Source organism: Oscillatoria nigro-viridis PCC 7112 (assembly GCF_000317475.1).
GTDB classification, from domain to species: domain Bacteria; phylum Cyanobacteriota; class Cyanobacteriia; order Cyanobacteriales; family Microcoleaceae; genus Microcoleus; species Microcoleus nigroviridis.
Genome location: NC_019729.1, coordinates 2,441,784 through 2,463,938, shown reverse-complemented (window position 1 = coordinate 2,463,938; position 22,155 = coordinate 2,441,784). Strand labels below are relative to the sequence as shown.

Annotated in this window: 15 protein-coding genes; 8 read left to right on the top strand and 7 right to left on the bottom strand. The window is 45.7% G+C overall.

The window, feature by feature from the left end:
- Positions 1-30 precede the first annotated feature (30 nt).
- From OSC7112_RS10515 to OSC7112_RS10500, 4 genes are all read right to left on the bottom strand, one after another.
- On the bottom strand, positions 31-1,335 hold the full coding sequence (locus tag OSC7112_RS10515) for an Nramp family divalent metal transporter (RefSeq protein WP_015175881.1): 1,305 nt from the start codon (positions 1,333-1,335) through the stop codon (positions 31-33).
- Between the two features lie 196 nt (positions 1,336-1,531).
- Entirely contained in the window at positions 1,532-3,523 is a 1,992-nt protein-coding gene (locus OSC7112_RS10510) for a heavy metal translocating P-type ATPase (RefSeq protein WP_015175880.1), read from the bottom strand.
- Between the two features lie 218 nt (positions 3,524-3,741).
- Positions 3,742-4,176, bottom strand: a complete 435-nt coding sequence (locus OSC7112_RS10505) for a VOC family protein (RefSeq protein ID WP_015175879.1) — start codon at positions 4,174-4,176, stop codon at positions 3,742-3,744.
- 215 nt (positions 4,177-4,391) lie between these two features.
- Positions 4,392-4,901: a TIGR02652 family protein gene (locus OSC7112_RS10500; RefSeq protein WP_015175878.1), complete on the bottom strand. Its 510-nt coding sequence runs from the start codon at positions 4,899-4,901 to the stop codon at positions 4,392-4,394.
- Between the two features lie 106 nt (positions 4,902-5,007).
- Between OSC7112_RS10500 and OSC7112_RS10495 the strand changes: the two genes are divergently transcribed.
- Both OSC7112_RS10495 and OSC7112_RS10490 read left to right on the top strand, forming a co-directional pair.
- Positions 5,008-5,553, top strand: a complete 546-nt coding sequence (locus OSC7112_RS10495) for a gamma carbonic anhydrase family protein (protein ID WP_015175877.1) — start codon at positions 5,008-5,010, stop codon at positions 5,551-5,553.
- 190 nt (positions 5,554-5,743) lie between these two features.
- Positions 5,744-6,199, top strand: coding sequence for a Uma2 family endonuclease (locus OSC7112_RS10490; protein WP_510836810.1), 456 nt, complete (start codon positions 5,744-5,746; stop codon positions 6,197-6,199).
- Positions 6,200-6,555: 356 nt separating this feature from the next.
- Here OSC7112_RS10490 and OSC7112_RS10485 read toward each other — a convergent pair whose 3' ends face one another.
- Positions 6,556-7,416 carry a hypothetical protein gene (locus tag OSC7112_RS10485; protein WP_015175876.1) on the bottom strand — a complete coding sequence of 287 codons (861 nt, stop codon included), beginning with the start codon at positions 7,414-7,416 and terminating at the stop codon, positions 6,556-6,558.
- A gap of 120 nt (positions 7,417-7,536) precedes the next feature.
- On the opposite strand from OSC7112_RS10485, the gene OSC7112_RS10480 reads away from it, so the two are divergent.
- The 5 genes from OSC7112_RS10480 to OSC7112_RS10460 all read left to right on the top strand — a co-directional run bounded on the left by OSC7112_RS10480 (position 7,537) and on the right by OSC7112_RS10460 (position 16,667).
- Positions 7,537-8,109, top strand: a complete 573-nt coding sequence (locus OSC7112_RS10480; RefSeq protein ID WP_015175875.1) for a hypothetical protein — start codon at positions 7,537-7,539, stop codon at positions 8,107-8,109.
- Positions 8,110-8,223: 114 nt separating this feature from the next.
- Entirely contained in the window at positions 8,224-11,460 is a 3,237-nt protein-coding gene (locus OSC7112_RS10475; protein ID WP_015175874.1) for a CHAT domain-containing protein, read from the top strand.
- 306 nt (positions 11,461-11,766) lie between these two features.
- Entirely contained in the window at positions 11,767-12,342 is a 576-nt protein-coding gene (locus tag OSC7112_RS10470) for a Uma2 family endonuclease (RefSeq protein WP_015175873.1), read from the top strand.
- 98 nt (positions 12,343-12,440) lie between these two features.
- On the top strand, positions 12,441-14,870 hold the full coding sequence (locus tag OSC7112_RS10465) for a GH116 family glycosyl hydrolase (RefSeq protein ID WP_015175872.1): 2,430 nt from the start codon (positions 12,441-12,443) through the stop codon (positions 14,868-14,870).
- A 363-nt stretch (positions 14,871-15,233) separates the two neighbouring features.
- Positions 15,234-16,667 (top strand): protein adenylyltransferase SelO, encoded by a 1,434-nt coding sequence (locus OSC7112_RS10460; protein WP_015175871.1) that lies wholly within the window; start codon positions 15,234-15,236, stop codon positions 16,665-16,667.
- Positions 16,668-16,854: 187 nt separating this feature from the next.
- Here the strand turns inward: OSC7112_RS10460 and OSC7112_RS10455 are convergent, their stop codons facing one another.
- The gene (locus OSC7112_RS10455; protein ID WP_015175870.1) at positions 16,855-19,269 is read right to left on the bottom strand and encodes a serine/threonine-protein kinase; all 2,415 of its coding nucleotides are present in this window, start codon (positions 19,267-19,269) and stop codon (positions 16,855-16,857) included.
- Positions 19,226-21,424 (bottom strand): tetratricopeptide repeat protein, encoded by a 2,199-nt coding sequence (locus OSC7112_RS10450; protein ID WP_015175869.1) that lies wholly within the window; start codon positions 21,422-21,424, stop codon positions 19,226-19,228. Before OSC7112_RS10450 ends, OSC7112_RS10455 begins: the two co-directional genes overlap by 44 nt.
- Before the next feature lie 506 nt (positions 21,425-21,930).
- Between OSC7112_RS10450 and OSC7112_RS10445 the strand changes: the two genes are divergently transcribed.
- Complete coding sequence (locus OSC7112_RS10445; RefSeq protein WP_015175868.1) at positions 21,931-22,140, top strand: hypothetical protein; 210 nt, start codon at positions 21,931-21,933, stop codon at positions 22,138-22,140.
- The last annotated feature ends 15 nt before the right edge of the window (positions 22,141-22,155 follow it).

The following is a 22,155-nucleotide window of genomic DNA, read 5'->3' as shown; positions in this document are numbered from 1 at the left end:
ATTTTTGTAGTTTTATTGAGCTTCAGATTGCTAGAAAATGGTTTGTAATAACAGCCAACAATTTAATCCTACTATAATACTAGCCACTAACCAAGCTAAGGCTTTCAGCCAAAATGGATTCACAAACTCTCCCATTAAGCGTCGGTTTGAGGTAAACATTACCAAGGGAATTACTGCAAAGGGTAATTGCAAACTGAGAATCACTTGACTGAAAACCAGTAAATTAGTTGTACTGCCTTCCCCAAACAACATAATTACGATCAAAGCCGGCACAATTGCAATCAGTCGAGTCAGCAAGCGCCGCAACCAAGGTCGCAGTCGAAAATTTATAAACCCTTCCATCACAATCTGTCCTGCTAGAGTTGCAGTCAAGGTTGAATTCTGCCCCGAAGCCAATAAAGCAAAGGCAAAAATTGCACTAGCCGAACCCACACCCAGCACCGGAGAAAGCAGTGTGTAAGCATCTTGAATTTCTGCTACTTCTTGATAGCCGGAAAAGTGAAAGCTGGCAGCAGACAAAATCAGAATAGCTGAATTAATAAACAAAGCTATGGACAGCGCTACGCTAGAATCTATTGTGCCAAATTTAATTGCTTCCCATTTTTTATCAGCAGTTTCTTGCCAAGAGCGAGTTTGCACGATCGATGAATGCAGGTAGAGATTGTGGGGCATCACAGTTGCACCCAAAATACCAACCGCAATATAAAGCATTGCCTGATTTTGTAAAATCTCTAGCTGGGGAACATAACCGAGTAAAAGTCCTGCGGCATCCGGTTTGGCAAAAATAATTTCGGCAATAAAACAACCGCCAATAATTGCAATAATCGTAATTACTAAAGCTTCGATATAACGAAAGCCTTTCCCTTGTAAAAATAACACCATTATCACATCTAGCGCAGTGATGCACACTCCCCAAACTAAGGGAATGCCAAATAGCAATTGCAGTCCGATCGCACTGCCAACAAGTTCAGCTAAATCGCAAGCAGCAATACCAATTTCACAAAGTATCCACAACAAAAAACTGACTCGCGGACTGAAATAATCTCGACAAGCTTGTGCCAAATCTCGTCCCGTTGCCACTCCCAAACGCACGCAGAGTGATTGCAGCAAAATTGCCATCAAATTAGATAGCAAAATCACACTTAATAGCGCATAGCCAAACTTTGCTCCCCCCGCTAAGTCAGTCGCCCAGTTTCCGGGGTCCATGTAACCCACTGAAACCAAATATCCAGGCCCTGCGTAGGCCAGCATTTTACGCCAGAAACCTTTGCTGTTGGGAACGGCGATGCTGCGGTGGACTTCAGGAAGGCTGGGTCTGTTTTCGGGGTGAGTCATTGGTTTTATCGTTGAATATTTTTCATATTCTTTTCATAATCTCACAAATTCCGCTAAATTCGATCGGTCGTATAGCTCAAAATCCGCCGGAGTCACCGTAGATATTAAGTTGTGTATATTTTGAGGTTGAAGCGAGGTGCGCGCGATCGACTATGATGAGGTCGATCGGCAAAAATCACCCTTATCTGCGAATACTTTATTTCAAAACTCTAGTAGCATTAAAAATAGCTGCTAAAGCCACCCCAACATCGGCAAAAACTGCTTCCCACATTGTCGCTAAACCAAAAGCACCCAAAGCAATAAATATCGCTTTAATTGACAGCGCAAAAATGATATTTTGCCAGACTATATTGTGAGTTTTCCGGGCAATTTGGATGGCTTTAGCCACCTTGGACGGTGCATCTGCCATAATCACAACATCGGCAGTTTCGATCGCCGCATCGGAGCCCAAACCCCCCATCGCTATGCCGACATCAGCCCTAGCAAGCACTGGTGCATCATTAATTCCATCCCCCACAAAGACAATTTTATCGCCTTTTTTAGATTGACCGATAAGTTTTTCGATCGCCTCTACTTTTCCTTCGGGTAATAACTCAGCTAAATAGGAATCTAAACCGAGCTTTCTCGCAACACTATCGGCCACAGCTTGATTATCTCCTGTGAGCATCACGATTCGCTCAACACCTAATTTTTTGAGGTCGCCAATAGCCTGTACTGCGTCTTCCTTAAGCTCGTCAGCAATCAAAATATACCCAGCGTAGCGGTTGTCTACCGCTAAATGCACTACTGTACCTTCAGCATTGCAGACATCGCGAGCAATGTTTTCTCGGTGCAGCAAACGGTCATTTCCCGCAAGCACAATTTGATTATTTAATTTTGCTCGGATGCCGTGTCCCGCTATTTCTTCGTAATCTTTCACATCCGATGAATCTATTTTTCCGCCGTAAGCTTCCAGAATAGATTTCGCGACTGGGTGATTCGATTGAGATTCTACTTTAGCCGCTATTGCCATTAAATCTGTTTGGGAAAAACCATTTTTAGGCACAATTTCTGCTACTTTAAAAACTCCTTTTGTCAGAGTTCCTGTTTTGTCCAAAACAACTGTCTTGACTGCTGTCAGAGTATCTAAAAAAGTCGAGCCTTTCACCAAAATACCGCCCTTGGCTGCACCGCCAATTCCTCCAAAGTATCCCAGAGGAATGCTAATCACCAATCCGCAAGGGCAGGAAATAACTAACAAGACAAGGGCGCGGTAAACCCATAAAAATCTGTCTGCATTAGTTGCTCCTGAAATGAACAAAGGCGGAATTATAGCCACTGCTAGCGATGCAAATACTACAAAAGGCGTGTAGTAACTGGCAAATTTAGTGATAAATTTCTCAGTTTCAGCTTTTTTGCTTCTGGCATTTTCTACTAATTCCAGAATTCGGGAGATTGAAGATTCGCCGAAGAGTTTGGTAACTTTGACGGTGAGAACTCCTGTCTGGTTAATTGTTCCGGCTAAAACTGTTTCTCCAACTTTTACGGTTCGAGGTACTGATTCTCCAGTTAGTGCAGATGTGTCAATCTGAGAGTTGCCGTCTATAATTTCACCGTCTAAGGGGATTTTTTCTCCCGGTTTGACAAGGATGATATCGCCGACGGCTACGGTTTCTGGCGCAACTTTTTTGATGTCGCCGTTGTCCTTGAGGTTGGCATAATCTGGGCGAATTTCTAAAAGCGATTTGATCGATTGACGCGATCGCCCTACGGCAAATTCTTGAAAAAGTTCTCCGATTTTGAAAAACAACATCACCCCGACTGCTTCAGGGAGTTTGTGAATAGCGACAGCGCCGAGTGTTGCTACAGTCATTAAGAAATTTTCATCAAAAAATCGACCTCGCAGAATGTTGCGACCCGCACTGGTTAAAACATTCCATCCGCTTAAAAGATAGGCTGGGATGAAAACCAGATATTCACCTATAGAATAGGGCGTGTTGTGCAGTTTTTCTTCAAAAATTAAACCGCCGACAAATAGTACAACAACCAATATTACAGGAATCAATTCTTGCTTGAGGTTAAAATCTCCGTTCCCGTGGTCGTGGTCGTGGTCGTGGCCGTGGTCGTTGTGGTTATGATTCTCATGGCTGCGATCGTGGTGGTCGTCGTGACTACAGCAGCCGGAATCGCTCGACTTGGCTTTTTGCATGGTTTTTCCTAGGTTTATTATAACACATGATAGTATGAATAGATATTCATATTGTATATTCAAAAATAAAATATAGTAGATTTTGAGTTAAAAAATCTACTATATTTTATAAAAATATTGTTAAGTTGGTAGGGAACGTTACGAGGGATTAAGAGTAATAACTATTCTCAGTTTCCGATTGAGAGAGAGAATGATTATCCATAGTCGTTAGTCATTAACTAATTCATGCGCCGGATAAATTCTAAAGGCAAACCGTCTGTATCGGCAATAAAAGCTACTTCGTAAACATTTTGCCCGATCGCCTGTTGAGTCGGTTCTAATAAAACTTTCAAAGGTTGAACCTGATTGGGTTGGTCTTTAGCAGCTTCCTCAAACCGCTCTTTCAGAGACTGCAACCAGCTAGGCAAGTCAGTTGTCGCCTCAGTTAAATCGAAAGATAAATGATAATATCCAACATAATGCTCGTCTCCGAAAGCATCCGGTGCGGGTTTTGGTTCCGGGATTTGAATTAGTTCGATGCGTCCGTTGAGACCTTCCATCCAACAGGCTAGAGTGTAACCTGTGGTAAAGCGATCGCTCACAGTAAATCCCAACTGTTCGTAAAAGGCGATCGCCCGATGAATGTTAGCAGTGCGAATCGAGGCGTGGTGCATTCGATTTTAGATTTTAGATTTTAGATTTTAGATTTTAGATTTTAGATTTTAGAAGGGAAGTAGGAATTCCAGCTTGGGATTTGAGATTTTAGAGGGTAAATTCGTACTTCGGAATTAAAAACGGTCGCATCTTTAGCGCGAAAGCAATAGAGCCTTCTTCCCTCTTCCCTCTTCCCTCTTCCTTCTTCCTTCTTCCCTATTCCTTCTTCCTTCACTTATTCAAACAACCGAAAATAGGGATATCTAATCGGAACTCCCGGCTCTTTTTCCAAATCAAAATTAATCACTTCCCAGCAAGGGTCTTCTTGAGGCTCGGGGCTAAAATCCACAGGCAAACCGTACAACCTCGGCCGGGGCGATTCCGACTGACCGCGCCAAGGCGTGCTGCGTTCCAAATAAGCGCTGATTAAGTCCCGATAGCGTTGAGCAACGATCACGCGAGTTGCTCGGTAGCCTTGAGTATAGAGTCGATCGAGCGCTTCGTGAATTTCAAACCTAATCCCGTCCGGGTGCGTGTGCTGGCGATACCATTCATTCTCCCAGCGGCGCCAGTGCCGCCCAGACTGAAGGTGAACCAGTTCCCCCGTTTTTGGATCTGCCTCAAATGCCCCGTGACGCGGACACAAATAGGTATCCGTGAGCGTTAGAGCCGGAATTGTTTGGCGACAGTGGGGACACTGAATTTCCGGGCCAAACATCGGGTATTGCAAGGCAACTTCAATCATTTATTTGCGTCCCAGCATATTTTCTCTGCAAAAGTCCCAAATACTTTTATTATATCCCGTATCAACAACCAGCTAATCTGCTAGAAGTATAACGATCGACCAACAAATGAGCAATCTCAACGAACCTCTGCCTGCACTCTCTTCCTATTGGCCCAGCCCCGATCTGTCCCAAGCGGCTTTTGTCGCTGAAGGCGCTGTTGTGATCGGCAGGGTAGAGGTGGCTGCGGGCGCTAGTATCTGGTACGGGGCGGTGGTGCGGGCGGATGTAGAGCGAATTGCCATCGGCTCGAGTACCAATATCCAAGATGGAGCAATTCTGCACGGCGATCCGGGGAAACCGACGGTTTTGGAAGATTTCGTGACAGTGGGACACCGAGCGGTGATTCACTCAGCTTACATTGAACGGGGCTGCCTGATCGGGATTGGGGCGATCGTCCTCGATGGAGTGAGGGTGGGAACAGGCTCGATCGTCGGTGCAGGGGCTGTTGTCACCAAGGACGTTCCCCCTCACACGCTAGTTGCGGGAGTGCCTGCCAAGCGCCTGCGAGATGTCTCCCAGGAGGAAGCTGCGGAGTTGGTGGAACACGCTAAGCGTTACGAAAAGTTGGCTCTGGTTCACGCGGGGAAAGGTTCTGATTTGGGATTTGATTAGTTGATAGAATAAGATTTTCAGCAAAAAACTATTAGTTTCCAATGGCTTACACCGCGCAAAAAATCCTAACTTTTGAAACATTCCTCGATCGATATTGTGACAACTTCCGCTACGAGCTCGCTGACGGAGAATTAGTTGACATGGACCCACGGGCCCGCACGAAACCGTCAGCGGTAAACTAGCAACTCAAATCGGCATCGCCATCGCAGCAGAAAAACTACCTTGGTTCATTCCCCGCACTTGTTTGATCCGTCCATTCTCGGATGCAGCTACTGCCCGCCGTCCCGATATTGTCGTATTAGATGAAACCGCTATTGTCAGCGAGCCCCTTTGGGAAAGAGAACCTGTGATTGCGCTGGGGCGATCTATTAAATTGGTGGTAGAAGTTGTCGGCACTAACTGGGAAACAGATTACGCGCGAAAAGTTGAAGAATACGCTCTTTTAGGAATTTCCGAATATTGGATAGTCGATTATCGCGGATTGGGAGGCGTGGCTTTTATCGGTAAACCGAAACAACCTACTGTCACTGTTTGCGAACTGATTGACCAAGATTACATCCAGCAACTATTTCGCCTCGGTCAACCGATTATTTCTCCTCTGCTAAAGAACTTGCAACTTCGCTTAGATGATATTCTACCGCGATAAAGTGGCGTGTCAAACTACATATATAAATTAGAGATAGGAGTCCATAAACCGATTTTTTTTGAGAAAAATCGCTCGCAGCGCAGAAACATATAAAACCCCTGTTTTTGCGATGGAGTGGGTAATTTCTGAGAATGACTATCTCTTTGGGAATAGGATAAACTTGAAAACATCCGGCTGAGGCTGCCGGATAATTAAACCTGAAAAACATCGATCGCCAAATCTCCCCAAACCCAGTTAACTGATTTAGAGAAAACTGTAACGAATCCAGATGTATTTTTGGAACATAAAAAATTCTGCCTTCGATCGAAGCATTGACTCGCTTTACCACAGCCCTAGGGGCAAGGGGGAATCGCTACTTACCGCTTTTTAGTTGCTTCTGGACTCAGAATCAACAACTGTTTTTCGCTAATTGATAAAACCAGAGGACGTTCTTTAGCAGATGCACTTTTATGTAAAGCTTTAAACACATACAATTGACCGCCGCGATTGATTAATAACCGCCACACTCTGGGATTTTGCGGATCGCTTGTATCGTTTGTTTCCCGCCCCCGCAGTCGATCGAATAAAGCTTTATCTCCAATAATTCGGATATCTTTTAATGGGGGATCTGTTGATAAGTCTGCCAGTTGCCGTCCTAATGCTATATTCTTTTCCGCTGTAAACAATACAGTCACAACAGGCAAATTAGAAGTATTGTCGATCGCATCCAGTCTTGCGTCTGCAATGCCTTGCCACCGGGCAAACCAAAACAAAGCAACCAAAATCCAGATTACTATTATTGTTTCATTGAGGAGCGATCGCTGGTGTTTGGCGGTGAAAAATAACAAGAGCGATCGCACAATTCTACCAACTCTCCGCCTGTTTCGTTGTTGACCGGGTGGCTGGGTCGATGTTACTGACTGATTTGGGTTTTGAGCTAGCTTGGTGGTGAGCCATTTAATAGCACGTAAGGTTAATTGAATCACCAATGCTGTCAGGATAACGGCAAACACCGTGCGGCAGAATGCCGAGAAACTCCCCAGAAATACCTGGATGGGAACGAACAAAAATGACTCAAAGGGTAAGTCCAGGGTAGTGACTTCTAGCTGAAAAAAGCCAAAATATGCCCAGCGGTAAATCCAGCCTGTGAAATACAGCGCCGCACTGAGTAAGCCAAGGATACTGGCAAAGGTTCCTAAAATGCTAGGTTCTGGGTTAGATGGGGGATTTTGGGACACGGAGGATTTCCGAAATAGGGTTCTGTGACTAAAAATTCGTTTCTGAATAGTAAATTTCCGGAATGGAGATTCTATTTAAGTTATAGGAAGTATAGGTCTATACAGAGCGCTGTTAAAAGTATGAACGGATTATTGAAGATATTAGGCGTATTAGCACTCTTGACGGCAATGACTGGTTTAGCTGGGTGTGGCAGCCAACCTCCAAAAGATTCAAACAATCAAACCCGTAAAGAGGTTCTGAATAATCAGCAAACCGTTGCAGTCCTGTTGCCAGATATAGCACAAGTGACGTTGAAGGATGGTAAATCTAAGTCGGGTAGGTTGACGGCATTGACTCAGAAACAAATAGAAATTACTCCCGGTGGCGGTTCTTCGGTATCAATACCGATCGACAAAATTAAGGATAAGAAAGTGACCTTTGAGGGTCAAGTTAAGTTTGTCAGCAATGGAGTGCTAAAAATCCGGGGGGAGGATAAGACAAAACCAGTGCTAGACAATTGGGAACGAATTCCGCTGAGCGATTTTAAACTGCAAAATCCAGATACGGCGGAAGTAAAGATAACGTCCTTGGATAAGACAAAGCAGAAAGGTATCCAGCAAGTCGCGGCGAACAGTGGCTTTAGGTTGGAGGAAATGCAGTTGGATTCTGCTGGGGGAAAGATGACGCTCAAGGTAACAGCGTTTGACAAGTAAAAGTTGCCGGGTTTCTAACCCGGTTTCTTTGTCGTTTTCTGTTGGATAAAATCACTATTTTCTGTATAAACAGAGTTTGTTTGCGTCCGTTTTGCAATTAAATTGGAATAGCTTATGAAACGCATTTTAGGCAGTATTTTAGCGCTAGGGATTGGCTTGTCTCCGCTGACGCTTCCGTTGATGGTTGAACCTAGTTGGGGGCAAACTCAAAATTCCCAGCGTCAGCAATTAGAGCAACTTTTCGTGCAAGCAATGCAACAGTCAAAGCAAGGGCAATCCCTAAAATCGATAGAAACATGGCAGAGAGTTATACCTATTGCCCGACAAGTTAAAGATAGAAAAATTGAAGCGAGGGCACTGCTTATGCTTGGTTTTAACTACAATAAAATCGGGCAACCGCAGAAAGCCTTGGAATATTACAAGCAAGCTTTGCCGATTTTCAAAGTAGTGGGCGATCGCTCATGGGAAGCCATCTCGCTGAATAATATCGGAGAAGTCTACCGTAACATCGGGGAACCGCAGAAAGCCTTGGAATATTACAACCAAGCTTTGCCGATTCTCAAAGCACTGGGCGATCGCGCTGGTGTTGCAACGGCGCTGAATAATATCGGTTGGGTTTACCATAGCATCGGGGAACGGCAGAAAGCCTTGGATTACTTCAACCAAGCTTTGCCGATCAGCAGGGAACTGGGCGATCGCGCTGGTATTGCCACCACGTTGAGTAATATCGGTGGAGTATACGAGAAAATCGGGCAATCCGAGAAAGCCTTAGATTACTACAAACAAGCATTGCCGATCAGCAGGGAAGTAGGCGATCGCGTTGGAGTTGCGGTCACGCTGAATAATATTGGTGCGGTCTACGATAGCATCGGGGAACGGCAGAAAGCCTTGGATTACTACAACCAAGCTTTGCCGATTCGCAAGGAAGTGGGCGATCGCGCAGGGGAAGCGACGACGCTGAATAATATCGGTTTGGTCTACGATAGCATCGGGCAACCGCAGAAAGCCTTGGATTACTACAACCAAGCTTTGTCGATTAGCAAAGCAGTAAATGATCGCGCCGGAGTTGCCAAGAAGCTGAATAATATCGGTGCGGTCTACCGTAGTATCGGGCAACCCCAGGAAGCCTTGAAATCTTACAACCAAGCATTGCCGATCTTCAAAGACATAGGCGATCGCCCCGAAGAAGCCACCACGTTGAATAATATCGGTCTAGTCTACGAAACCACCGGGGAACCCCTGAAAGCCTTGGAATATTACAACCAAGCATTGGCGATTAGCAGAGAAGTGGGCAATCGCGCCGGGGAAGCGACGACCCTGAATAATATTGGTGCAGTCTACTTTAGGATCGGGCAACCGCAGAAAGCCTTGGATTACTTCAACCAAGTATTGCCAATTCTCAAAGCAGTGGGCGATCGCGCCGTGGAAGCGACGACACTGAATAATATCGGTAGGGTCTACCGTAGCATCGGGCAACCGCAGAAAGCCTTGGATTACTACAATCAAGCTTTACCGATCATCAAAGACGTGGGCGATCGCGCAGTAGAAGCTATCACGCTGAATAATATCGGTGTGGTCTACCGAGATACCAAACGACCGACTGAAGCTATCGAAAAGTTAGAAGAATCAGTCGAAATCACCTTAGAAATGCGGGGTGGTTTACAGCGAGAAAATCGACAAAACTTTTTGGAGATTCAAACAGCAAGAGCAGTTGCCCTTGTCGATCTCCTGATCGAGCAAAACCAACCCGATCGAGCCTACGAATGGATTAACCGCGTCACTACTGCCGAACTCGCTGACTATACTCGCCTGATTGATGCCAAAGTTGCCAATCCAGAAGCCCAAAAAGCAATTGACGACTGGAATCAAAAAAACCAGCAACTTCAATTCCTACGGCAACAATTACAACAGAATTTTTCACAAGAGCGTTCCCGACAAATGCGGGACTTAGAAGCCAAAGTCAACAAACAAGCCGAAGACATCTCCCGGAACTTTCCCGTAGTTGCCGAACTCTTTGAAACCAAACCTGCGGATATTGACCAACTGAAAAAAAATATGCCGTCAGGAACCGTGATTATTCACCCCGTCTTGCTGACAGAATTCAATAAAATTGCCATCTTTGTCATCACCAAAGATAAATTGACCGTCACTCAAAAAAACATTAATCTCCTTGAATTAAAGAGATTTATGCAGAAACCAGAATTCAAGAAACTTATCCAGGAAGAAGAATTCAAGAAACGTATCAAGAAATTAGGTTTTGACCCAGACAGGATACCAGACAGGATAAGGGTTTCAAATTCTTTTTCAGAAATTTCTCTTGTACTACTCACTGGATACGGGGTACAACTAGAAAATCGCAATGACACCAACTACCTCGAAACCAGCCAAAAGCTTTACGATATCCTTATTCGTCCAGTTGAAGACAAAATTCTGACTGCATCCCACACTCAGTTGAGTATCATTGCCCCCAATGAACTGCGCTATCTACCCTTTGAAACTCTTTATGACAGCCAAACTGACAACTACCTAATTGAAAAATATCCCGTCAACTATCTCACCCGCATTTCCACTCGTTCCTGGCAAGATCGCACCCAGGTGGAATTAATTTCTCCTCTAAAAAACATCCCATATATTCCAGCGATCGCAGTCATTGCTACGATTGGCGGACTCGGTTTCTTAGTGTTTCGCAAATTCGGTATTGTAGCTGCTGGTGTACTGGTTGTCATCGCAAGTGGAACCACCTTCTGGTTGATATCTAGCCGCACCGCTTCCGTGTTAGCCATCGGAAATCCTAAACCCATTGAACCCTATGCCCTAGAAGGATCGGAAGCCGAAGTCAAAGAGGTCTCTAAAATTATCGCAGGTAGCAAATTCTATATTCGCCAAGATGCCACCCTCGACACATTCAAAACCCAAGCACTCCGCTTTCCGTTCCTGCACCTAGCAACTCACGGTTGTTTCCAACAAGAAGGCTGTAAAAACTTAAACATGAAAGCCAATACGATCCTCTTTGCCGATCAAGAATACGATATTGCCGATGCAGCTTTACTAGGATTGCAAAACACCGAATTACTAGCTCTGAGTGCCTGTCAAACTGCCAAAGAAACCGATCTCAACGGTCAACAAATCTCTGGTGTTGCCTACGTATTTGAACGCGCCGGTGCCAAAGCCGTAATTGCCAGCCTTTGGATTGCGCCAGACACAAAGACTAAAGAAATTGCAATCCAGTTCTATCAAAACATCAAAAAAGGCAAGAGCAAAAGCGAAGCAATGAGGCAAGCGAAACTCAGTCAGATTAAAAGTCATCCCTTTTTCTGGTCGCCTTTAATTTTAATTGGCGATGGGCAGTAAGTACAGAAACCGGGTTTCTCAAGCTGTTGACTGGGTATATTGCACTTGTAGGGTGAGAGTGCGATCGCTATATAAGCTCGATCTATTCAATTTCAGGACTTAGTATGAGACCCAGAAACCGGGTTTTTTCCGAAATCCTCGTCACCACCCGAATCTTCGGTAAAAAACCCGGTTTCTTCGATCGAAGCGCGTCCAGGACTGACAATGCAACCGAAAACGATATGACTTGATATTGATGATTCATATAGTAAAGAAAAGACTGTGACACAATAGAATAGGTAATAGCCGATCGCGAGGCCGCACAATATGCTAAACAACACCATTACCATTCCCCAAACCTTCAAAGTAACTCACGAACAGTTCCAGCAAATTGCTGCCGTCAACCGTGAGTTAAGACTGGAGAGAACAGCTACAGGAGAATTAATTGTTATGCCCCCGACAGGAAGCGATACAGGTAAGCGCAATCTAGATATAGAAGGACAAGTCTGGCTGTGGAACCGCCAAACCAAGCTGGGAGTAGCATTTAACTCTTCTACTGGTTTTCAACTGCCCAATGGGGCCGATCGCTCCCCTGATGCTTCCTGGGTTAAATTAGAACGGTGGCAAACTCTCACAGCCAAAGAACAAGAAGGTTTCGCTCCCATTTGTCCGGACTTTGTTGTAGAATTGCGCTCTAAATCTGATAACATGGAACCATTGCGAGAAAAAATGCGAGAATACATCGCCAATGGAGCGCGTTTGGGATGGTTAATCGATCGCAAAAACAAGAAAGTTGAGATATACAGACACGATCGAGATGTGGAAATATTAGACAATCCCAGCAATTTGTCCGGGGAAGATGTGTTGCCGGGATTTATTTTAGATTTAACTGAGGTTTGGTAACGCGAGGCAAGACGCCCCAAATTGAGATGTCAAATGGGCTTTATACTATTAAAGCTCTGGCGGAATTTGACCGATCGCCCTTGCTGATAAAATAAATTATGAACGATCGCACATCCCATCCAAACATCCCCCCGCACGCCTGGAAACGTCCCATCGGCCTCGGTTGGGAGAATCCCTATACAGTCCGCTACGCAAGCAATCTCGACGACGGTCCCTGGCACGGAATGCCTCTGGGCGGGTTCGGTGCCGGCTGCATCGGGCGATCGTCCCGCGGCGACTTCAACCTCTGGCACATTGACGGCGGCGAGCACATTTTTCGCAGTTTGCCCGCTTGTCAGTTCAGCGTTTTTGAAGAAACTCAAGGCAAGAAACAAGCTTTTGCACTGTCCACTGAACCGCCTACCGATGGCAGTTTATCGAGTTGGAAATGGTATCCATCGGAAGGACGAAGGAAGAAGGAAGAAGGAAGAAGGGAAGAGTCAACTTCGGGGACTTATCATGCTTTGTATCCGCGCAGTTGGTTTGTTTACGAAAATGTATTTCAAGCTCAATTAAGCTGCGAGCAATTTTCGCCAATTTTGCCGAACAATTATCAGGAAAGCAGTTACCCTGTTGCCATGTTTGAATGGGTGGCGCACAATCCTACAGATGCGCCGATTACTCTCAGCATCATGCTGACTTGGGAGAATATTGTCGGTTGGTTTACTAATGCCAATAAGTCGCCGAAAGTGAAGGTGCGAGATGATGGCAGTCCATTTTATGACTATCAACCCCGGTGGGGAGAAAGTGCCGGAAATTTGAATTTGTTGGTGGAAGATTTTCACCGGATCGGTTGCGTGATGACGCGGTTGACTGCTGATGACGAACCGCAAGAGGGGGATGGACAATGGGCGATCGCAACTATTACTAATCCGGCGGTAGAAGTATTCTATCAAACTCGCTGGAACCCGGCGGGGAATGGCGACGATATTTGGCGCAACTTTTCTGCTGAAGGTTTCTTGTTGGATGACAGAGACGAGACAGCTGCAGCAGCCGGAGAACAGTTGGCTTGTGCGATCGCAGTTCGCTTTACTATTCGACCGGGAAAAACTCGCAAAATTCCCTTTATTATAGCTTGGGATTTGCCCGTTACTGAGTTTGCATCGGGAGTTTGGTACTACCGCCGCTATACTGATTTCTTCGGCCGCAACGGCAAAAATGCTTGGCCGATTATTCGCACTGCAATGAAGCATTCCGATACTTGGCGCGAAAATATTGAAGCTTGGCAAAAACCTATTTTAGAACGGCAAGATTTGTCAGACAGTTTTAAAATGGCGCTGTTTAACGAGTTATACGCCCTGACAGATGGCGGTACTCTTTGGAGTGCGGCTGACGAACGCGATCCGAAGGGTCAATTTGCGGTTTTGGAGTGCATTGATTACCGCTGGTACGAAAGTTTGGACGTGCGGCTTTACGGTTCTTTTGCTTTGTTGATGCTGTGGCCGGATTTGGAAAAGTCGGTGGTTTTAGCGTTCGCTAGGGCAATTTCTGCCGGAGACGATACGCCGAGAATTATTGGCTGGAATCAAGCTTCTGCTATTAGAAAAGCTGTCGGGGCGACGCCGCACGATTTGGGTGCTCCTAACGAACATCCTTGGGAGAAAACCAATTATACTAGCTATCAAGATTGCAATTTGTGGAAGGATTTGCCTTGCGATTTTGTGTTGCAGGTTTATCGTGACTTTTTGTTGACTGGCGGCACAGATTGCGAGTTTCTGCAAGAGTGTTGGCCGGCAATTGTTGAGGCTTTGGCTTATCTGAAAACTTTTGATGAGGATGGGGACGGAATTCCAGAGAATTCGGGAGCACCGGATCAGACGTTTGATGACTGGCAAATGCGGGGGATAAGTGCGTATTGCGGGGGTTTGTGGTTGGCGGCGCTGGAGGCTGCGATCGCGATCGGCGAAATCTTGGAAGATGCAGCACCGGAGATAATTCCTAACCCTCAAGCAAAGATAGCATTATATCACAGTTGGCTGCTACAAGCAAGACCGAGCTATCAAGAAAAACTGTGGAACGGTCAATATTACCGTTTGGACAGCGAGAGTAATTCCGAAGTGGTGATGGCCGACCAACTGTGCGGTCAATTTTACGCGAAACTGTTAGGATTACCGGATATTGTGCCGCCGGAATGTGCAGTCAGTGCTTTAGAGACTGTGTACGAATCTTGCTTTTTGAAGTTCAACGATGGCGAGTTCGGTGCGGCAAATGGGGTGATGCTGAATGGTTCGCCGGAAAATCCCAATGCGACTCATCCTTTGGAAGTTTGGACGGGGATTAATTTTGGGTTGGCTGCTTTTTTGGTACAGATGGGGATGGAGGAGAAAGCGTTTAAATTGACGGATGCGGTGGTGAAGCAGATTTATGAAAATGGGTTGCAGTTTCGCACGCCGGAAGCGATTACGGCGGGGGGGACTTTTCGGGCGAGTCACTATTTGCGGGCGATGGCGATTTGGGCGATTTACGGGGTGTTGACAAATTTTAAATAGGGGAAAAGGTATATAGCAATCCTTGCAAATGATGCGAGGATTGCTATATTAGCTGGTCAATCCCACTAAAATTTAAAAAAATTAATCCTTCAACCCCATGTTTCGCAAGGAAAATGGTTAGTTTAACTATCACTAAAATTGACCGTATTTTTTTTATTCGAGGAAGACACTAATGTTTCACACTCAAACTTTAGCTATGCTAAAATTTTAAAATGAAACAGCCCTGCTGGGATGGGAGGGAGCTCAAACTCGGCTGTACACGAGGGATACAAAGGGTCTGAGGCGATTGTTGACACCAATGCAGTCCGCACCTTACCCGTATATAATTTGGAGCGATCGACAATTTCAAGATAAAATAGAAAAATGTCAAATCCCTTACTTTCCCTCAACTACGAACCCGCCATCGAATCTCTCGGTGGCGACTATTTTGATGAAGTCCCAGCAGCCGATTTTCCGCAGCATATTCTCCGCTTCCGCAATTACCAATTATTGCTGAAATTGGGTTTAGACCCCGCACAAGTAACCGATCAGCATTTCATTGAAGCGTTCGGCAAATTTCATTGTGTCCGTCCGTTTCTCGCACTCCGTTACCACGGCTATCAATTCAACGAATACAACCCGAATTTAGGCGACGGTAGAGGCTTTTTGTACGGCCAAGTTCGCGGCACTGATGGCAGACTTTACGACTTCGGCACTAAAGGTTCCGGCCGCACGCCCTACTCGCGGCACGCTGATGGTAGACTCACTCTCAAAGGGGGAATTCGCGAAGTTTTAGCCGCCGAAGCTTTGCACCGGTTGGGAGTTCGGACATCTCGCTGTTTTAGTTTAGTTGAGACGGGCGAGGCTTTGTGGCGGGGGGACGAACCATCTCCCACGCGATCGTCCGTAATGGTGCGTTTCAGTCATTCTCACATCCGGTTTGGAACTTTTGAAAGATTGCACTATATCCGCAGGCCGGATTTAACTAAAAAACTTTTAGATTTTGTTATTGAATATTACTATCCAGAACTGCATTTAGAAGCAAGTAATGCGGGTGTTTCGCCTGCCGAAAAATATGCGCTATTTTATGCAGATTTAGTCAAGCGAGTAGCTGAATTAGTCGCTCAGTGGATGGCAGCAGGATTTTGTCACGCCGTGCTGAATACTGATAATATGTCGATTACTGGAGAAAGTTTCGATTACGGGCCTTTCGCTTTTATCCCAACTTACAAGCCGGAATTTACAGCAGCTTATTTCGACCATTACGGTCTGTATTGTTACGGCAATCAACCGTTGATTTGTAGGGACAATTTAGAGAAACTTCAGCAACCGCTAGCAGCGGCGATTCCTCAAGCTGATATGGATGCGGGTTTGGCAAAGTTCGGCGAGTATTATAATGCAGCTTACCGGCAGTTGATGCTAAATAGATTGGGATTTGAGGATTTGCCAGAGGCGGAGGGAGATGAGTTGTTGAAGGTGACAATTAAAATGCTGGCGGAGTCTCAAGTAGGCTATCACGATTTCTTTTTTGAACTGCGAAGACAGTTCTCTGGCACTTGGCGAGATGATGCCAGTCAAATTTTTGCTGAGGCGGAACCGACGGATTTGATAGCACCTTGGCGGCAGTTTTATTATCACGTTTTGCAAAGTTTGTCGGCGGATGATCTGGACAAAATGGCGGACAGGTTGCGGAGGCACAACCCCGAACAATCGCTGTTGAGACCGACAATTGAGGCTGTTTGGGAACCCATAGCTATTGAGGATAATTGGGAACCGTTTTATGAATTGGTTAAACGACTTCAAGACCCAGAAAATTGATTGATAATAGCTTGAATTAATAGCGCGTAAGGGCTGGTTCACCTGCATTTTCTGTTGGTATTAAAGATTAGGGTGAACCCGCCCCGGAGCAATCGGAGATTATAAAAATCTGCCACATAAGAAATATAACACCGAGAAATAATGACTAATGACAACTGACAACTAACAACTAACAACTGACTAAGGGTTATTTGAGCTTTTCAAGCTCAAATTGTGCATCTTTGTAACCGCCCGTAAGTCCTTGATCGAGATACATTTTGCCGGCTTTTTCTAAATCGCTAATTGCTCCTGCTTTGTCTCCCAAGGAGCGGCGAACTAGGCCTCTACCGTAGTAAGCAGCAGCATAATTCGGACTGATCCGAATAGCTTGCACGTAATCTGCGATCGCACTATTGTAATTCTTTAACTCCTGATAAATCTTAGCCCGATTGGCGTAAGCTTCAGCATTGTTGGGATTGAACCCGATTGCTGCTGTAAAATCTGCGATCGCCCCCTGGGCGTCACCCCCTGCGCTGCGAGCTAAAGCACGATTGTTATAAGCATTATAATCATTCGGATTCACTTTCAGCGCTTGAGTGCAATCGGCAATTGCTTTCGGATAATCCTTCAAATTTAAATAAGCAATGCAGCGATTGTTGTAAGGAACCCCATCCTCATCGCTCAGCGAAATTGCCTGAGTGCAATCGTCAATTGCCGCTTGATGCGCTCCCAAATTCAACTGCGTGCTGCAACGATTAGCGTAAGCATCTGCACTCTTGGGATCGATCGCAATTACCTGAGAATAATCCGCCAAAGCTCCCTGATAATCTCCTAGGTGAAAGCGAGCTCTCCCCCGACTGTAAAAAGCATCAACATTCTTAGCATCAAGTTTAATTGCCTCAGTATAATCTCCAATCCCCCCCTGCAAATCGCCGCTCCCAGCGCGAGCCAACCCCCGCGAATGATAAGCTTTAACAAGGTTCGGCTGCAACCGAATTACTGCGTTAAAATCCTGAATAGCCGTCTTGTAATCTTGCAGTTCTAAATAAGTAACTCCTCTTTCATAATATGTATCAGCATCATTGGGCTGGAGATTCAAAGCTTGAGTGTAATCCTCAATCGCCCCGCGCTTGTCGTTAAAATCGTGACGGGCTAGTCCCCGGTTAAAATAAGCCTGAACATATTTAGGATTGAGAGCGATCGCCTGAGAATAATCCGCAATTGCTTCTTGATATTTTTTTAAATCATAATTAGCATTACCGCGCCAATAAAAACTCTCAGCATTTTTAGGATTCAATTGAATTGACTTATTAAAAGCCTGCAAAGCTGCAGCCGCATCTTGATTGCGAGACTTTTCCACTCCCTTTTCGTAATATTCCTTAGCTTTAATCGGATTCGGGCGGCTCCAATAACTAAACAGAAATATCAGAACTATCGCCGCCCCGACGCCTGCCAAAATCAGCAACCAAAATCGACTTCCCAAACGTGAATAAAAACTATCAGAAGACATTAAGCTGGGAGCAATACTTTTCTTGTGGGCCGTATTCACAGGCTCTTGGCGGTGTCTCAACTTGCTGAGAGCTACCAAAACTTCCTCCGCAGATTGATAGCGCTTGGCAAATTGGTGACAGACCATTTTGTCAATTATATTGGCTAATCCCACAGAACATTGAGCTCGGTTTCGCCAAACAATTTCCCCCGTATGAGAAGGACTCGGATCTTGCAATTTGGGCAAATCCGTACCGGGTAAACCAGTGATAGCTTGGACTGCCATCATCCCGACTGCATAGAGGTCGCTGCTAAATTGCGGGTTGCCTTGAAATTGTTCGATCGGCATATAAGCCGGAGTTCCAGTAGCAATGGTGCGCGGAAATTCTGTATCGTAGTCGCTGACGTGACTCGCAACTTCTTTAACCGAACCGAAGTCAATTAAAACTAATTTGCCGTCTGGTTTGCGGCGGATTAAGTTGGAGGGATTAACATCGCGGTGAATCACTCCCTGAGAGTGTACGAAGGCGAGAACTTGTAGCACTTCTTGCAACAGATCCAGCACTCGTTCTTCCCGCCAAGGTTGACCGGCCACAATTTCCCTATTTAGGGCGTGTCCTGGGACAAACTCTTCGACGAGGTAGAATTGATTTGCTTCTTCAAAATAAGCTAGTAAAAAGGGAATTTGATCGTGTTTTCCCAGCTTTTCTAATATTTCTGCTTCTTGTTTAAATAAGCGGTAAGCTGTTTTGAGAACTGTGGAAGTGTTGCTGGGAGGGCGCAGTTGTTTGACTACACATTGAGGGTGGCCCGGCCGGCGAGTATCGACAGCTAAATAAGTTTGTCCAAAAGCTCCTGAACTGAGAATTTGCACTACGCGATAACGCCTGTCTAAAAGTTGACCAACCATGTTCATATCGGGTATTGCGAATTGGTAACGGGGAGGTGGTAAGGGGGAGGTGGTAAGGGGGAATTGGTAAGGGGGAGTTGGTAATTTGGAATTGGTAATTGGGTCTTCTTCTTTCTTCTTTCTTCCTTCTTCCTTGTGCCTTTTTTCTTCTTTTTTTAACATCTGACGGATGATTAATAGTTTATTTAGGGTCGTTGATTTGTGCTTGTGCGTTTTGGAAACCATCGGCTCTTCCTTGTTCTAGAAAGAGGGTTGCAGCTTTCTGAAAATCCTCGATCGCCCCGGTACGGTCTTTGAGTTGGCGGCGGACGAGGCCTCGGCTGTAAAAAGCGCTAGCATTGTTGGGGTTGAGCCGCAGCGAGTGAGCGAAATCCTCAACCGCTAAAGGGTAATTTTTTAGTTCTGAGTAAATAGTACCGCGATTGCTGTAAGCTACTGCATCGCTGGGATTGAGTCGAATTGCTTGAGTAAAATCTTCTAAAGCTCCCTGCTTGTCTCCCGAAGCCGATCGAGCTAATCCTCGATTGCTGTATGCTTTGGGATTGTTGCCGTTGAGTCCGATCGTCAAACTGCAATCTTCGCTGGCCTTTTGAAATTGTTTTAAATTCAGATAAGCAACGCAGCGGTTGTTGTAAGCTGCTTCATCTTTTGGATCGAGGCGAATTCCTTCGGTGCAATCTGCAATCGCTTTGTCGTAGGTGGCCAAATTCAAGTAAGCGCTGCACCGATTGGTATAAGCATCAGCGAGATCTGGTTGCAATTCGATCGCCTTAGTATAATCTTCCATCGCTCCTTGATAATCTGCCAGATTAAATCTCGCTCGACCGCGACTGTAGTATACGCCAGCTTGTTTGGGGCTAATTTGAAGGGCTTGAGTAAAATCTGCCATTGCCCCTGTTTTGTCGCCGGCCGCCGATCGAGCTAAACCCCGATTGCTGTAAGCTTTAGCATCGTTGGGACTGAGCCGAATTGCTTGAGTGTAGTCTTCAATTGCCGTGCGGTAGTCGCCCAAATCGTAGTAGGCTAAACCCCGCTGAGAGTATGCCTCACCGTCGCTGGGATTCAGTCGCACTACTTGGGTGAAATCTTCCACGGCCCCCCGCTTGTCCCCGATGTCGAGGCGGGCCATACCTCGATTGTAGAGAGCTTTGGTGTGGCTGGGATTGACTTTAATGGCTTGCGTGTAATCCTCTATTGCTTGCTCGGTTGCGCCCGTGTCGTAGCGAGCGTTGGCCCGCTTGTAGTAACTTTCCGCATCGCTGGCATTCAGGGCGATCGCTTGAGTATAATCGGCGATCGCGCCTGTTGTGTCACCTTGCTGCGCCTTGGTAACGCCGCGGGCCAACCATTCTTTTGACCTCGCCGGATTTTGACTCTGCCAAAATGAAATTATGACAGCAGTCAAGATTAAAGCTGCTGCTGTGGCAGCCAACAGCAGGAGTTTGGTTTGGCTTTGTCTTCGCAGTTGGCTCATAGCGTCCGTGATGATTGTGGCTGGCGGCGGCTCAACCTCCAATTTTACGGCGATTTGTTTGAGGTCTGCTAAAACTTCGGCGGCCTCCTGATAACGTTCCTCGCAGTCAGGGCGCACCATTCGATCGATCATATCTGCTAGGGCTGCCGAACAAGTTGCCCGGTTTCGCCAGGCAATTTCGTTTTTGTTGTGTTTTAAGGCACTCAGTTCCTTGGGTGAGAGTCCCGTGACGGCAAGCTGGGCGATCGTACCTAGAGCGTAGATGTCGCTATTGTAACGGGGGTTGCCGCTCAATTGCTCGATCGGCACGTATAACTCCTGGGCCGCCAAATCCTCTGTTTTTGCCTCATGCCATTTAATAGAGTTGGGGGAAGTTTGCGCCAACAAATGGCAATTAGCAAGTTCCGGGTTAATTTCTTTGTCTAAGCTAAAGTCAACCAATACAAATTTGCCGTCTGACTCGCGCCGGATCGCTCTGTCTGGTTGAATTCTGCGGTGAATAAAACCCTTCTCGTGTATGAACACCAAAATTTCTAATATTTCTGATAGCAGACCAATTACTTGGTCTTCATCCCAAGGTTTACCGGGTATTAGTTCTTGACTTAAAGGTGAGCCTGCAATAAATTCTTCAATTAAGTATAAACTTTGATTTTCCTCAAAATACGCCAATAATTCGGGAATTTTGTCGTGTTTTCCCAATTTTTCAATTATTTCTGCGTTTCTTTGAAATATAACTTTGACTAATTCTGGAGTTTGCGAACTTGTGCCGGGGAGTCGCATTTCTCTAACCGTGCATTGCGGATACCCGGGACGGTGAGTATCTGCTGCTAGATAAGTTTTTCCCACCTCACTTGAGTCTGTGACTTTAATGATGCGGTAACGTCTGTCTAGAAGTTGACCAATCATGCTTTGCCCTCTACCCTGTCAATCGATTTGAGATTTGAGATTTGAGATTTTAGATTGAAGCATTGACCCCACAGATAAATGATGGGGTTCCTTTATCGGATACAGGTTTTTTATTTCTGGACGGATGAATCCGGGGGCTGTATCCTGGATGCTTGATTGTCAATGTTCCATTATCGCATGAAATCAGAATAGCCAAAATATTTGGCTGAGTAATTTAAGTTCGATCGAGCCGTGACTCCCACCCAAAAACGGATAGCGGCTTTCCGACAGAAGTCGTTAGCCTCCCCAAATTTTAGACCCGAATTGAAGTTCCCCGATTCATCTGTGGAGTCAATCTCAAATCTCAAATCTCAAATCGACTGACTGAGCAAACGGGCGATCGGATTGGCTCGCCAAGTCCAGCGCTGCTGCCACGCTCTTCTAATATCTTAGAAAAAAAATGCTGAAATTGTTTATCCTCTCAATGAAAACTGTATAATTTAACAACCGGGGCGGAGGTGACTCAAATGAACGTACAACTGGTTGAATCCCTAATTCAAGTTATCCTGTCTCTCCAAGCCGGCGAGCAATTAGCGATCGCAGGAAAAAGATTAAAAAATCTCCTTTGCCCTTTGACTCAGAAACTCGTGCAGCTTGCTCAAAAGGGCGGTAATTTAAATTTTTTGAATGACGAACCAGAACTTTATATCCTCGAATACCGACAAGCAATTGCCTGATACTCAAAAACAGGA

Bases quoted from the DNA above. Each gene is read 5' to 3' on its own strand.
- OSC7112_RS10515 (WP_015175881.1), bottom strand. From the start codon at position 1,335: ATGACTCACCCCGAAAACAGACCCAGCCTTCCTGAAGTCCACCGCAGC.
- OSC7112_RS10510 (WP_015175880.1), bottom strand. From the start codon at position 3,523: ATGCAAAAAGCCAAGTCGAGCGATTCCGGCTGCTGTAGTCACGACGAC.
- OSC7112_RS10505 (WP_015175879.1), bottom strand. From the start codon at position 4,176: ATGCACCACGCCTCGATTCGCACTGCTAACATTCATCGGGCGATCGCC.
- OSC7112_RS10500 (WP_015175878.1), bottom strand. From the start codon at position 4,901: ATGATTGAAGTTGCCTTGCAATACCCGATGTTTGGCCCGGAAATTCAG.
- OSC7112_RS10495 (WP_015175877.1), top strand. From the start codon at position 5,008: ATGAGCAATCTCAACGAACCTCTGCCTGCACTCTCTTCCTATTGGCCC.
- OSC7112_RS10480 (WP_015175875.1), top strand. From the start codon at position 7,537: ATGAACGGATTATTGAAGATATTAGGCGTATTAGCACTCTTGACGGCA.
- OSC7112_RS10475 (WP_015175874.1), top strand. From the start codon at position 8,224: ATGAAACGCATTTTAGGCAGTATTTTAGCGCTAGGGATTGGCTTGTCT.
- OSC7112_RS10470 (WP_015175873.1), top strand. From the start codon at position 11,767: ATGCTAAACAACACCATTACCATTCCCCAAACCTTCAAAGTAACTCAC.
- OSC7112_RS10465 (WP_015175872.1), top strand. From the start codon at position 12,441: ATGAACGATCGCACATCCCATCCAAACATCCCCCCGCACGCCTGGAAA.
- OSC7112_RS10460 (WP_015175871.1), top strand. From the start codon at position 15,234: ATGTCAAATCCCTTACTTTCCCTCAACTACGAACCCGCCATCGAATCT.
- OSC7112_RS10455 (WP_015175870.1), bottom strand. From the start codon at position 19,269: ATGGTTTCCAAAACGCACAAGCACAAATCAACGACCCTAAATAAACTA.
- OSC7112_RS10450 (WP_015175869.1), bottom strand. From the start codon at position 21,424: ATGATTGGTCAACTTCTAGACAGACGTTACCGCATCATTAAAGTCACA.
- OSC7112_RS10445 (WP_015175868.1), top strand. From the start codon at position 21,931: ATGAACGTACAACTGGTTGAATCCCTAATTCAAGTTATCCTGTCTCTC.